The sequence below is a fragment of the Thalassovita sp. genome, assembly GCF_963691685.1.
Classification (GTDB): domain Bacteria; phylum Pseudomonadota; class Alphaproteobacteria; order Rhodobacterales; family Rhodobacteraceae; genus Thalassobius.
The window spans coordinates 3,995,001-4,007,240 of record NZ_OY829290.1 but is presented as its reverse complement, the minus strand read 5'-3'; the positions used below and the strand labels follow the sequence as shown (position 1 = coordinate 4,007,240).

At 59.4% G+C, this 12,240-nt stretch carries 13 protein-coding genes and 1 tRNA gene; 6 read left to right on the top strand and 8 right to left on the bottom strand.

Annotation, left to right across the window (positions count from 1 at the left end):
* Positions 1–30 precede the first annotated feature (30 nt).
* The gene (gene ykgO, locus ACORLH_RS19435; protein WP_035255927.1) at positions 31–156 is read right to left on the bottom strand and encodes a type B 50S ribosomal protein L36; all 126 of its coding nucleotides are present in this window, start codon (positions 154–156) and stop codon (positions 31–33) included.
* Between the two features lie 69 nt (positions 157–225).
* Positions 226–300 (bottom strand) — tRNA-Val (locus ACORLH_RS19430).
* 152 nt (positions 301–452) lie between these two features.
* Here ACORLH_RS19430 and ACORLH_RS19425 point away from each other — a divergent pair.
* Positions 453–1,316 carry an N-formylglutamate amidohydrolase gene (locus tag ACORLH_RS19425; RefSeq protein ID WP_321829969.1) on the top strand — a complete coding sequence of 288 codons (864 nt, stop codon included), beginning with the start codon at positions 453–455 and terminating at the stop codon, positions 1,314–1,316.
* A 13-nt stretch (positions 1,317–1,329) separates the two neighbouring features.
* On the opposite strand, the gene ACORLH_RS19420 is transcribed toward ACORLH_RS19425, so the two are convergent.
* From ACORLH_RS19420 to ACORLH_RS19410, 3 genes are all read right to left on the bottom strand, one after another.
* Positions 1,330–1,788, bottom strand: a complete 459-nt coding sequence (locus tag ACORLH_RS19420; protein WP_321829968.1) for a carboxymuconolactone decarboxylase family protein — start codon at positions 1,786–1,788, stop codon at positions 1,330–1,332.
* A gap of 24 nt (positions 1,789–1,812) precedes the next feature.
* Positions 1,813–2,313 (bottom strand): Rrf2 family transcriptional regulator, encoded by a 501-nt coding sequence (locus ACORLH_RS19415; RefSeq protein ID WP_321829967.1) that lies wholly within the window; start codon positions 2,311–2,313, stop codon positions 1,813–1,815.
* A 120-nt stretch (positions 2,314–2,433) separates the two neighbouring features.
* The gene (locus ACORLH_RS19410) at positions 2,434–3,702 is read right to left on the bottom strand and encodes a DNA polymerase IV (protein WP_321829966.1); all 1,269 of its coding nucleotides are present in this window, start codon (positions 3,700–3,702) and stop codon (positions 2,434–2,436) included.
* Positions 3,703–3,767: 65 nt separating this feature from the next.
* On the opposite strand from ACORLH_RS19410, the gene ACORLH_RS19405 reads away from it, so the two are divergent.
* Positions 3,768–4,217: an NUDIX hydrolase gene (locus tag ACORLH_RS19405; protein ID WP_321829965.1), complete on the top strand. Its 450-nt coding sequence runs from the start codon at positions 3,768–3,770 to the stop codon at positions 4,215–4,217.
* On the opposite strand, the gene pyrF is transcribed toward ACORLH_RS19405, so the two are convergent.
* Both pyrF and ACORLH_RS19395 read right to left on the bottom strand, forming a co-directional pair.
* On the bottom strand, positions 4,214–4,909 hold the full coding sequence (gene pyrF, locus ACORLH_RS19400) for an orotidine-5'-phosphate decarboxylase (protein ID WP_321829964.1): 696 nt from the start codon (positions 4,907–4,909) through the stop codon (positions 4,214–4,216). The genes ACORLH_RS19405 and pyrF overlap by 4 nt on opposite strands.
* Positions 4,910–5,021: 112 nt before the next feature.
* A complete protein-coding gene (locus tag ACORLH_RS19395; RefSeq protein WP_058242486.1) occupies positions 5,022–5,276 on the bottom strand; it encodes a hypothetical protein in 255 nt (84 codons plus the stop codon).
* A 248-nt stretch (positions 5,277–5,524) separates the two neighbouring features.
* Here ACORLH_RS19395 and clpB point away from each other — a divergent pair, with 248 nt between their 5' ends.
* A complete protein-coding gene (gene clpB, locus ACORLH_RS19390) occupies positions 5,525–8,143 on the top strand; it encodes an ATP-dependent chaperone ClpB (protein ID WP_321829963.1) in 2,619 nt (872 codons plus the stop codon).
* Between the two features lie 78 nt (positions 8,144–8,221).
* Positions 8,222–9,562, top strand: coding sequence for a dGTP triphosphohydrolase (gene dgt, locus ACORLH_RS19385; RefSeq protein WP_321829962.1), 1,341 nt, complete (start codon positions 8,222–8,224; stop codon positions 9,560–9,562).
* Between the two features lie 99 nt (positions 9,563–9,661).
* On the opposite strand, the gene ACORLH_RS19380 is transcribed toward dgt, so the two are convergent.
* On the bottom strand, positions 9,662–10,120 hold the full coding sequence (locus ACORLH_RS19380; RefSeq protein ID WP_321829961.1) for a DUF302 domain-containing protein: 459 nt from the start codon (positions 10,118–10,120) through the stop codon (positions 9,662–9,664).
* Between the two features lie 217 nt (positions 10,121–10,337).
* Here ACORLH_RS19380 and msrP point away from each other — a divergent pair, with 217 nt between their 5' ends.
* A complete protein-coding gene (gene msrP, locus ACORLH_RS19375) occupies positions 10,338–11,246 on the top strand; it encodes a protein-methionine-sulfoxide reductase catalytic subunit MsrP (RefSeq protein WP_321829960.1) in 909 nt (302 codons plus the stop codon).
* Between the two features lie 10 nt (positions 11,247–11,256).
* The gene (msrQ, locus tag ACORLH_RS19370) at positions 11,257–11,859 is read left to right on the top strand and encodes a protein-methionine-sulfoxide reductase heme-binding subunit MsrQ (RefSeq protein ID WP_321829959.1); all 603 of its coding nucleotides are present in this window, start codon (positions 11,257–11,259) and stop codon (positions 11,857–11,859) included.
* The last annotated feature ends 381 nt before the right edge of the window (positions 11,860–12,240 follow it).

The following is a 12,240-nucleotide window of genomic DNA, read 5'->3' as shown; positions in this document are numbered from 1 at the left end:
TCTTTTTCATGCTCACAGGAGCGCGTCAGTTTAGCCCTGACGAGCTTTGAAGCGACGCTGCGTCTTGTTGATGACGTAGACGCGGCCCTTACGGCGCACGATACGGCAGTCGCGATGACGCTGCTTCAGCGAGCGGAGCGAGTTCTTGACCTTCATGGGTCTTCTCCTTCTTCGCGGCGCGTCTTGCGCCTGGGTTGCGGGTCGCCCCATAAGGAGCGAGGTAAATGGTGGGCGGTACAAGGATCGAACTTGTGACCCCTTCGATGTCAACGAAGTGCTCTACCGCTGAGCTAACCGCCCATATCTAAACCGTGCAGGCCGTCCCCTCTCAATGAAAGGGGCGCGGAATTCCGCGCCGGTTGCGGTTCTATAAAAGGAGTCGTTGGGGGTTTCAAGGGCTTTCGAGCAGAAGATTTTTCCGGCTATGATATTTCTCGAACAAGGAGACACCTGTGCCCCGATCTGCCTATGAGATTGTCCATCCAGACAAACGCGTGACAAGTGTTGTTTTTGCCTCCCCCCATTCCGGTCGGGACTATCCGCACAGCTTCCTCAGTCGCACGATTCTGGATCAACATACCATCCGCAGTTCGGAAGATGCCTTTGTAGACAGGCTCTTTGACAGTTCAACCCGTTTTGGCGCCCCTTTCCTGAAGGCCGGTGCGCCGCGTGCCTTTATTGATATGAACCGCAGCGCCGAAGAGTTGGATCCGGCCCTGATCGAAGGGGTGCGGGGCGGCGGGCATAATCCGCGGATTGCCTCCGGGTTGGGAATCATCCCGCGTGTGGTCGCCAACGGTCGGATCATTTACAGCGGCAAAATGAGCCTGGCTGAGGCGCAGGCGCGAATCTCGGACTATTACCGGCCTTACCACACCGCGCTTCAGAAGCTTTTGGACGAATCGCACGCCCGCTTTGGGGAGGCGATTCTGATCGATTGCCACTCCATGCCGCATGAGGCGGTGGATGGTGTGGTGCGCGCTGGCAAACCACGGCCTGAGATCGTGCTGGGCGACCGGTTCGGCGCAGCGGCGGATAGTGAGATCGTGGATCAGATCGAAACCGCATTTCTGGATGCTGGCCTGAAAGTGGCGCGCAACAGTCCCTTTGCCGGTGCCTATACCACGTCGCATTACGGCCGGCCCTCACGCCGTCAACATGCGGTCCAGATTGAGATCGACCGCTCGCTCTATATGAACGAGCGGCTGATTAAGCCCAATGCAGACTTCAACGCTTTCCGCAGCCTGCTGCGCGGTGTCATCGCCCGTATCGCCGAGATCGGCATGCGCGGGGAACAGCGACTGGCGGCGGAGTGATCCGGGGCTTGGGTTAAGCCGCTGCAGCATCCGCACCGGCATGAACCGCACGGAAGGCAATCGACAGGCGGTTCCAGGTGTTGATCATGGTGATGACAGCGGTCAGCTGGATCAGCTCCTGTTCGCTGAACTGGGCTTTCATCGTCTCATAGCTTGCGTCATCCGGGGTCTCGGCCCCCAGGCGGGTCAAAGCTTCGGTCCAGCCAAGGGCCAGCCGTTCCCGATCTGAGTAGAGAAAACTGTCATGCCAGGCAGAGGTCAGGTAAAGGCGCTGTTCGCTTTCGCCGTCTTTGCGGGCCTCGCGGGTGTGCATGTCAACGCAGAAGGCGCAGCCGTTGATCTGTGAGGCACGCAGTTTCACCAGATGCATCAGGCTCTTTTCCAAACCAGCGGATTCAATCGCAGTGTTCAGAGCCAGGAAAGCTTGCATAAGGTCAGGGGCCGCAGCCCAGTGATTTAGACGCGGTTGCATGGAAATCTCCTTTTCCGTTTGGTGCTAGGTCTTCTGTGGGCGCATTTGCGCGGTGAAATAGCTGTCGGCCCGCTCCACGACCCGTGGGTCGCTGGTGGCCAGAAATTCCGAGTTGAGGTCGGCGATGGTGGTTTGCGACAGGGCCGCGCGATAGGCCTGTTCAGCCTTCAACATGGCGCGGTTGATATTGCAGGGCCGCGGAAAGGCAGAGGGGCCGGGCGCACAGGGGCCGTTGCGGCGGATTTCCTTGCAGCGAAACGCGGGCTCTGGCCCCTCAACCGCCAGAACAACATCCAGCAGGGTGATCTGCGCGGCCGGGCGGGCCAGCCGGTAGCCGCCTGTTGGGCCGGGCACCGAAACCAAAAGACCGGCTTTCACCAGCGCTTTCAGGTGCTTCAGCAGGTAACTGGCGGACACACCGTGAAACTCAGCCAGATCGGCCGCTGCCATCACGGCCCCCTGCGGCAGGCCGGCAACGGCTGCGGTGCAGTGGATCGCGGTTTCTACCCCATCACTTAGCTTCATAGCGGTCCCTTTCTGGTGCAGCGCCTGTGGCCAAATCCTTGCGGATGATTCGTGGATAAATTTTATCCACGAATTGAGTGGGCTGCAAGTGCGTCACGCCGGGCCTTGGAAATAGGGGGATTAACGCAGGGCACGGCCCTTTTTGATGGCATCTTTGCCAAAGCGTTCGCGGATCGCATCGGTGGCGCGTTCCGCCTTGCTGCGGGTGGCGGCCTCCGGGTCCAGCAGATCGCCCGCCAGCCCCGCCTGCGACTCGGGCACCAGATTGGACAGGCCAACACCGATCAACCGGTAGGGGCCCGGCCCCGGCACTGCATCAAACAGCGCGCGGGCCTCATGATAGAGGACATCGGCCAATTGGGTGGCGTCCCGCAGGGTGTGGCGGCGGCTGATGGTTTTGAAATCATCGGTCTTCAGTTTCAGAGTGACCACACGACCGGCCAGATCGCGCGCCTTGGCGCGGTCCGCCACTTTCTCAGACAGGCGCCAGATGTGGCCATCCAGAATGTCGCGATCCGAGGTGTCTTCGAAAAAGGTGGTCTCATTCGAAATCGATTTGATCGGCTCACGCGCGTTCACCGACCGCCGGTCCTGACCCCGCGCCAGATGATACAGGCGATCACCCATCTGGCCGAAGCGTTTGAACAGATCGTCGCGGTCCCAACGCAGCAGATCGGTAAAGGTGCGAATGCCGGCCCGGTCCAAGGCGCTCTGCGTCGCCGCACCAACCCCCCAGATCATTCGCACCGGTTTATCATGCAGGAAATCGGCGGTTTCAGCCTTTCCGATCACCGAAAACCCGCGTGGCTTTTCCAGATCCGAGGCCACCTTGGCCAGAAACTTATTGTGGCTCAGCCCGATCGAGCCTGTGACGCCCAGCTCCTCCTGCATCCGCTTGACCAGACGCGCCAGCATCACCGCAGGCGGGGCGCCGTGCAGCCGGGCGGTGCCGCTGAGGTCCATGAAAGCTTCGTCCAGGGACAGCGGTTGGATGGCGGGGGTCAGCTCCTCCATCATCGTGCGAATTTGACGGGAAACATCCACATAAACCTGCATCCGGGGCTTGATCACGACGGCATCGGGGCACAGCTTAAGGGCTTGGAACATCGGCATCGCAGAACGCACGCCGCGAATACGGGCCACGTAACAGGCGGTGGACACCACCCCCCGCCTGCCGCCACCAATGATCACGGGCTTGTCGGCAAGTTCTGGATTGTCGCGCTTTTCAACCGAGGCATAGAAGGCATCGCAATCCATATGGGCGATCGACAGGTCAAACAGTTCGTCATGGGCCACCACACGCGGCAACCCGCAGCTGGGGCAGCGCAGGATACCGCCGGATTTGGGCGGGTCGAACTGGGTCAGACAGGATTTACAGAGCGCGGGCATGGTGCCTAGGTGTTTAGCGTGAACAGGTGGTGAACATATGCGATGCAGCCGGGCGAGGAAAGGCAATGACGGTGGAGAAGTCAGAAACCAAGACAGAAGCGCAGCCTGCGTTCAGGGGCACCAAGCTGTTCCTCTTCATCGGGGAGCGTCTGGCGTTGCTGCTGCGGGATGACAAGCCAGACATTCCCTGGCCCGATTACTGGGACTTTCCGGGCGGTGAGGCGGAGCCGGGTGAAACCCCTGAGGCCTGCGTTCTGCGCGAAACCGCCGAGGAGCTGGGGCTGGAGGTTCGGCTCAGCGCTTTGGAATGGTCGCGGCAGTTTCCATCGTCGACAGGTGTGCCGGAATGGTTCTTTGCCGCCCATCTGCCCGAGGAACGGGGCAAGGAGATTGTATTGGGGGATGAGGGGCAGGGCTGGGCGCTGATGGCGCCAGAGGAATATATTACCCACCCCAAAGCCATCCCGCATTTTGCGGAACGGCTGGCGATGTATCTGAAAGAGCGCGGCGTTTAGACTGCGGCCATTTCGGCCAGAATGGCCTCAGCTGCGGCGCGCGGGTTTTCGGCCTGCCAGACCGGGCGGCCAACAACAATGTGGTCGACGCCGTCTTTGACAGCCTGCGCCGGGGTAGCGACGCGTTTCTGATCGCCAAGGGCTGCGCCCGCTGGACGGACACCGGGGGTGACGATCAGGCGGCCTTCGGCCTCGGGCAGGGCGCGGATCAATGCGGCCTCCTGCGGGGAGGCGATGATGCCGTCTGCACCCGCTTCAAAGGCTTTGCCCGCCCGTTCCTGCACCAGATCGCGGATGTCGCCGGGTTTGATCAGCGCGCCGTCCAGATCCGCGCGATCCAGTGAGGTCAGGATGGTGACGGCGAGGATCTTCATATCCTTGCCCGCGGCACCTTCTTTGGCGGCTTTGACCACATAGGGGTCACCATGCACGGTCAGGAAATCCAGATCAAACTGCGCCAGACCGCGCACCGCGTTTTCCACGGTGGCGCCGATGTCGAACAGCTTCATATCGAGGAAGATCTTCTTGCCGTGGTCCTGCTTCAGCTCATTGGCCAGCGCCAGACCGCCGCCGGTCAGCATGCCCAGACCGATTTTGTAGAACGATACGGCGTCCCCCAGCTGTTCGGCCAGGTTCAGGCCCGCCAGGGCGTCGGGAACATCAAGGGCTACAATGAGGCGATCGTCGGACATTTGGGCGCTCCTACGGCAGGTAAAACTGCGCCCTTTTGCCGGGATAGACCGGTTTGGTCAAGGTAAGGAAGGCCGCAGCGCGCCCTTCCTTTGTTGGCAAATTCTGTGGGCCTTAGGCCAGCATCGGATCCGCGTCACGAATACTGGTGTCAAAGGAGAAGGTGCGGCGACCGGTGCGATACTCAGGCATGCGGGCCAATTGGCGCAGTGCCTCAGAAATCAGCGCCAGGCGCGGGTTTTTCAAGCCTTCCTTGGGGATGGAGCAATGCATCTGAACGTTGCCCTGATCGCAATGAAAGGACACAAAACCGCGTGCCTCGCCCTTGGCGGTGTTCAGGTCAGAAACCTCAATCTGAGTAATATGCATTTTCGCCTCACTGTTTTACATGGCTACCGTTTGCGGTTCTTGGCGGGGTCTGGGGCAGCCTACCTCACGTATGTTAAGAACCTCTTGAGTTCAAAATACGGCAGCAATTGCAGAAATTTGAGACCTTCTGAAGTATGGGTCTTGAACGCATTAGGGACACGCCCCACCTTGAGATTGAGGCCCGATACCGGGGCGTGCCGCAAAGCGGGCGCCACACCTGAACGGGCGCTTGCAAAAAGGAGAGTACGATGGACTTGAACAAGTTCACGGAACGTGCGCGTGGCTTTATTCAGGCTGCGCAGACGATTGCGATGCGGGAAAACCACCAGCGTCTGGTTCCCGAGCATCTGTTGAAAGCTTTGATGGACGATGATCAGGGGCTGGCCGCCAACCTGATCCGCCGCGCCGGCGGCGCACCTGAACGGGTGATCGAAGCCGTGGACGCCGCGGTTGCGAAACAGCCTACGATCTCAGGCGACGCAGGCCAGATTTACATGGACAATGCCACCGGCAAAGTGCTGGCCGAGGCTGAGAGCATCGCCAAAAAGGCAGGTGACAGCTTTGTGCCGGTCGAACGGCTGTTGATGGCGCTGGCTTTGGTGAAATCCAAAGCCAAGGATGCCTTGACCGCCGGTGCCGTGTCGCCGCAGACGCTCAACAGCGCGATCAATGACATCCGCAAAGGGCGCACGGCTGACAGCGCCTCCGCCGAAGAAGGTTATGACGCGCTGAAGAAATACGCCCAGGACCTGACCGAACGGGCTGAGCAGGGCAAGATTGACCCGATTATTGGGCGTGATGAGGAAATCCGCCGCTCGATGCAGGTGCTGTCACGTCGGACCAAAAACAACCCGGTGCTGATCGGCGAACCCGGCGTTGGTAAAACCGCCATCGCCGAAGGTCTGGCGCTGCGCATCATCAATGGCGATGTGCCGGAATCCCTGCGTGACAAAAAGCTGATGGCCCTTGATATGGGCGCGCTGATCGCCGGGGCGAAATACCGGGGTGAGTTTGAGGAACGCCTGAAGGCCGTTCTGACCGAAGTGACGGAAGCTGCAGGAGAAATCATCCTGTTCATCGATGAAATGCACACCCTTGTGGGGGCGGGTAAATCCGATGGCGCAATGGATGCGGCGAACCTGATCAAACCCGCTTTGGCCCGCGGTGAGTTGCACTGCGTTGGCGCGACCACGCTGGATGAATACCGCAAATACGTGGAAAAAGACGCGGCCCTTGCCCGCCGGTTCCAGCCGGTGATGGTGGAAGAGCCGACGGTGGAGGACACCATCTCGATCCTGCGCGGTATCAAAGAGAAATATGAGGTGCATCATGGCGTGCGGGTTTCAGATTCGGCGCTGGTGGCGGCCGCGACCCTGTCACACCGTTACATCACCGACCGGTTCCTACCGGATAAGGCCATCGACCTTGTCGATGAGGCCTCAAGCCGTCTGCGCATGGAGGTCGACAGTAAACCCGAAGAGCTGGATCAGCTGGATCGTCAGATCCTGCAGATGCAGATCGAGGTTGAAGCGCTGAAGCTGGAAGATGACGTAGCCTCCAAGGACCGTCTGGAAACCCGGGAGAAAACCCTGGCGGAGCTGCAAGAGCGCAGCGCCGAGCTGACCGCCACCTGGCAGGCCGGCCGGGACAAGCTGGAATCGGCTCGTGAGGTGAAGGAACTGTTGGATCAGGCCCGTGCTCAACTGGAGATCGCCAAACGTGAAGGCAATCTGGCCCGCGCCGGGGAGCTGTCTTACGGCATCATTCCGGATCTGGAGAAGAAACTGGCAGATGCTGAGGCGCAAGAAGGCTCGGGCATGATGGTCGAAGAGACTGTCCGCCCGGAACAGATCGCCTCAGTTGTTGAACGCTGGACAGGCATCCCGACGGCCAAAATGCTGGAAGGGGAGCGTGAGAAGCTGCTGCGGATGGAGGAGGACCTCCATGCCCGTGTGATCGGCCAGAACGCGGCGGTCACCGCTGTTGCCAATGCGGTACGGCGTGCACGTGCCGGCCTCAACGATGAGAACCGGCCGCTTGGCTCATTCCTGTTTCTGGGGCCGACCGGTGTTGGCAAAACCGAGCTGACCAAAGCCGTGGCTGAGTTCCTGTTTGACGATGACAGCGCCATGGTGCGCATCGATATGTCGGAGTTCATGGAGAAACACGCGGTGGCCCGTCTGATCGGTGCCCCTCCGGGCTATGTGGGCTATGATGAAGGGGGCGTGCTGACCGAAGCGGTGCGTCGTCGTCCTTATCAAGTTGTGCTGTTCGATGAGGTTGAAAAGGCTCACCCGGATGTCTTCAACGTGCTGTTGCAGGTGCTGGATGATGGTGTGCTGACCGATGGTCAGGGCCGCACCGTGGACTTCAAGCAGACGCTGATCATCCTGACCTCAAACCTTGGGGCGCAGGCGCTCAGCCAGCTGCCCGATGGGGCGGATGCTGCGGATGCCAAGCGCGATGTGATGGATGCAGTACGGGCCCATTTCCGGCCTGAGTTCCTGAACCGTCTGGATGAGACCATCATCTTTGACCGTCTGGGACGTCAGGACATGGACGGGATCGTCGATATCCAGCTGCGTCGTCTGGCCAAACGGCTGTCGGCCCGCAAGATCACGCTGGATCTGGACAGCGCCGCGCAGACCTGGCTGGCGGATGCTGGCTATGACCCCGTGTTTGGCGCGCGGCCCCTGAAGCGCGTGATTCAACGGGCGCTGCAAAACCCGCTGGCGGAGATGCTGTTGGGTGGCGATGTCAAAGACGGTGACACGGTCACGGTCAGTGCTGGAACCGAGGGTCTGGTCATCGGTGATCGGGTCAGTGCCAGCAACAAGCCGCGCCCGAATGACGCGGTGGTTCACTAGCATCGTTTGCTTGCGTAAAAGATGACGGGCCTGCCCTATGGGGCGGGCCCATTTTATAATGAACAACGAGGATGAGCGATGAACTGGCAACAGCTGCTGAACACGGCGCGGTACAATGGCAGCGGTGGTGCGGAACGGCCGGATCGCCCCAACCACGTGCAGGATGCTGACCGCATCATCTTCTCCGCGCCCTACCGACGTTTAGCCAACAAGACGCAGGTGCATCCGCTTTATGATATCGACCATCTGCGCCACCGCATGATCCATTCGCAGGAAGTGGCCAGCGTCGGCCGCAACCTGGGCATGCTGGTTGGCCATTGGCTGGAAACCGAAGGGCACATCGCACAGGGTGAGGCCTATAAGGTGGCCGGCACCGTGCATGCGGCGGCTTTGGCGCATGATATCGGCAACCCACCGTTCGGTCATTCCGGTGAAGCCTCCATCGGGCGCTGGTTTGCTGAAAAGTTCGAAGAGCCACGCAGCGTGTTCAAAGGCATCGACAGCGCCCGCTGGGAAGAGTTTATCAAGTTCGAGGGCAACGCGCAGGGCTTCCGTATCCTGACCCGGTTGGAGATGTATCGCGGCGACGGCGGCATGCGCCTGTCGAATGCCGTTTTGGGCGCCTTCACCAAATACCCGATGACGGCGGCGGTTCAGGCCTCCCTCATGGATGAAGCTTATGTGGGTGCCAAGAAGTTTGGTGTGTTTGAAGCTGAAGCACCGCTTTTTGCGGAGGTTGCAGCAGCGCTGGGCCTGAAAGAAGAGCAGGGGGAGGCCGGCCAGCGTTGGTGGCGGCGTCACCCGCTGGTCTTCCTGGTCGAGGCGGCGGATGATATTTGCTACAATATTGTCGATCTCGAAGATGGGTTTTCCGCCGGCGATCTGCCGTTTGAAAAGGTCGCCACCCTGCTGGAGGACCTGATCAAAGATGAAAACGCGCGGGATCAGTCCAGCTATAGCGACTATGAGAAGGTCTGCTACCTGCGCGCCCGCGCCATCGGTAAGGCGATTGATGCCTGTGTTGAGGCGTTCCAGCAGAATTATGATGACATCATGGCCGGGCGGTATTCGGGCGAGCTGATCGCAGATTCGCGTCTGGGTCCGGAATTTGCCCAGATCAAATCCGCCGCAAAACAGCAGCTGTTCACCGCCCCCCGCAAAACCAAACTGGAGGTGCGCGGGCGCAATGTGATCCGCGTTGTTCTGGATGGTATCCTGCCGGTGTTCGAAGCACTGGAGCGCGCTGGTTGGGATGAAAGCCAACTGCCGGATTATGAACGCCAACTGGTGCGCGCGGTGGCCCTGGACCTGCGCGATGTGCGCAGCAATTATGAAGCGCTGCATGCGATGACCGATTTCGTGTCCGGCATGACGGATCGCTATGCGGTTGAGGTGGCGGAACTGCTGTCCGGCACCTGAGGCAATCCAAACATCACCTCTGATATAAGAACGCCCGGTGCAGTCTACTGCCCGGGCGTTTTACACTCTATATACAGGCCGTGCTACAGATCGCGCCGATCATTCGCCAATGGCGGACTGCACGATGCTGTCCAGCAGCGCTTCAACCTCTTTCATTGGGCCGTCTGGGAAGCTGCGGTAACCGATGATGGTTTCATCGTCTTTGCCGGCCAAAGTGGCGACAAAGATGTCATAGGGGCAGAAGACAATATTCATCGGATCGGCCTCCATCACCTTGCGGGACAGTTTGGCCGAACAGAAGCTGTAGACCTCGGCCTTTTCAAACAGGACCACGTCTGATCCGACATCGGCGCGGGTGCGTTCCAGCATATCGCCCACATGGCTGGTGCCGTCGATCACCAGACCTTCGTCCAGGATCGCGTTTTCCAGACCAAAGATCACATCATCGATGTCCTGATTGGTGGTGTAGCTGATCATGTCCCCCGCCAGTGCGCTTGTTGCGCTGAGGCAGACGGCGGCAAGGGATAGGGTGACTTTAGGGTTCAGGATGTTTCTCATTGGGGCGCTCTCCTCCTCTGGCGACGTGCAGCCGGTTCACCCCGGCGGGCTGAGGTTAGCGTCTTTGAGAGCATCCACACTGACATAGGTCAAGACATATTAGCGATTTTCTATATGTCCGAATGTTTCAATGCCGCCACGCCAATGTGAGAGGATGTGGTTTGGTGTCGCTGGCCGTAACGCTTAGGTTTCCTGCAACGAATAGAAAGGACTTCCTATGGCCGGACGCTGGAAAAACGACCTGAGTGAAAATGATGTGACCCCTGAGGGCGCATATCTGTCGCGGCGCAGCCTGCTGGCAGGCATGGCTGGCGTCGGGCTGGCTGGCGTCACAGGTTTGCCCACCGTCGCACGGGCCGAAGCGCTGAAGGCCAACACATTTGAAGAGATCACCAGCTACAACAACTTCTATGAGTTCGGCACCGGCAAAGATGATCCGGCGAAATATGCCAGCGCCCTGACCACCAGCCCCTGGACCGTCAAGATCGATGGCATGGTCGACAAGCCCGGCGGCTATCAGTTCGAAGACATCATGGCCAATATGACCATTGAGGAACGGCTCTACCGGTTCCGCTGTGTTGAGGCCTGGTCGATGGTGGTGCCGTGGAACGGGTTTGAACTGGCCGATCTGTTGAATATGGCGGGCGTTCAGTCCGGCGCCAAATATGTGGCTTTTGAAACGCTCTATCGTCCGGAGGAAATGCCGGGCCAGAAAACCCGCGTGTTGAAATGGCCCTATGTGGAAGGGCTGCGCCTGGATGAGGCAATGCATCCGCTGACCATTATGGCCACAGGCATCTATGGCAAAGACATCCCTAACCAGAACGGCGCGCCGCTGCGTTTGGTGGTGCCGTGGAAATATGGCTTCAAGTCGATCAAGTCGGTGGTGCGCATCACTCTGACCGACAAAGAACCGCCGACCAGCTGGAACCGGGCCAATGGGCGTGAATATGGCTTCTACAGTAATGTGAACCCAGAGGTCGATCACCCACGCTGGTCGCAGGCCTCGGAACGGCGCATCGGTGGCGGGCTATTTGCCAAGCGAATCCCGACCCTCAAGTTCAACGGCTATGAGAGTGAGGTGGCCAGCCTGTATAAAGGCATGGACCTCTCGAAATACTTCTAAGGGGACGGTGATGGTAGATCTCATCAATCGGCAGGCGCGCAAGCTGCCCACCTGGGTGGTTTACCTGATCGGCTTCCTGCCGATGCCCTTTCTGTTCTGGCAGGGTATCAACGGGGCACTGGGCGTTGATCCGGTGAAAGCGCTGGAACATGAATATGGCGAACTAGCGCTGCAGCTGCTGATCCTTGGCTTGGCGATCACCCCCGCCCGTCGGCATCTGGGCCTCAACCTGCTGAAGTTCCGCCGGGCGATTGGCCTTCTATCCTTCTTCTATGTTCTGGCGCATCTTCTGGTCTGGGCTGTGCTGGATGTGCAGACACTGGGGGCGGTCTGGGCCGATATTGTCAAACGTCCCTATATCACCATTGGCATGGCGGGCTTTGCCCTATTGCTGCCGCTGGCTGTGACCTCAAACAACAGATCGGTTCGGGCGCTTGGGGCTGGCTGGCGCAAATTGCACAAGCTGACCTACCCGGCGGTTCTGCTCGGCGGCATCCATTATGTCTGGCTGGTGAAAGGCTGGCAGCTGGAGCCCTTGATCTATCTGGCGGCGATTCTGTTCCTCTTTGCCCTTCGGCTGCCAAAACGGCGGAAAGCGCGAGTCGTAGCCTGATTTAGCGAGTAAACTTTCTCGTCCACAGTCATTGAAAGAGCCCCCGAGTCGCGGATGACCCCCGACTCGGGGGCTCTTTACCTTCCGACTCGGCGTTCTATATCCCGAGTCTGGGGGTAATCTTGTGGATAACCATGCTGCCGGCTGTGTCTCTCGCCGCTGCGCAGCATGGTTCGTTCTGTTTTGCAGCGATGCGCCAACTTCGACTCCTTCTATGTTATTGAAATCATTCCTCTTTCTATCTTTTTTGTGTTTTTTGTGAATTTTGTTGAAAAAGCGCTTGCGGCTGTTTGGTAATAACCTTAGAACCCCCTTCACCGGCGGCGCTGAGGCGCAGGGCGGGGCAGCGGACGGCGCTACGGAGGCAACTTCGAGGGGTTC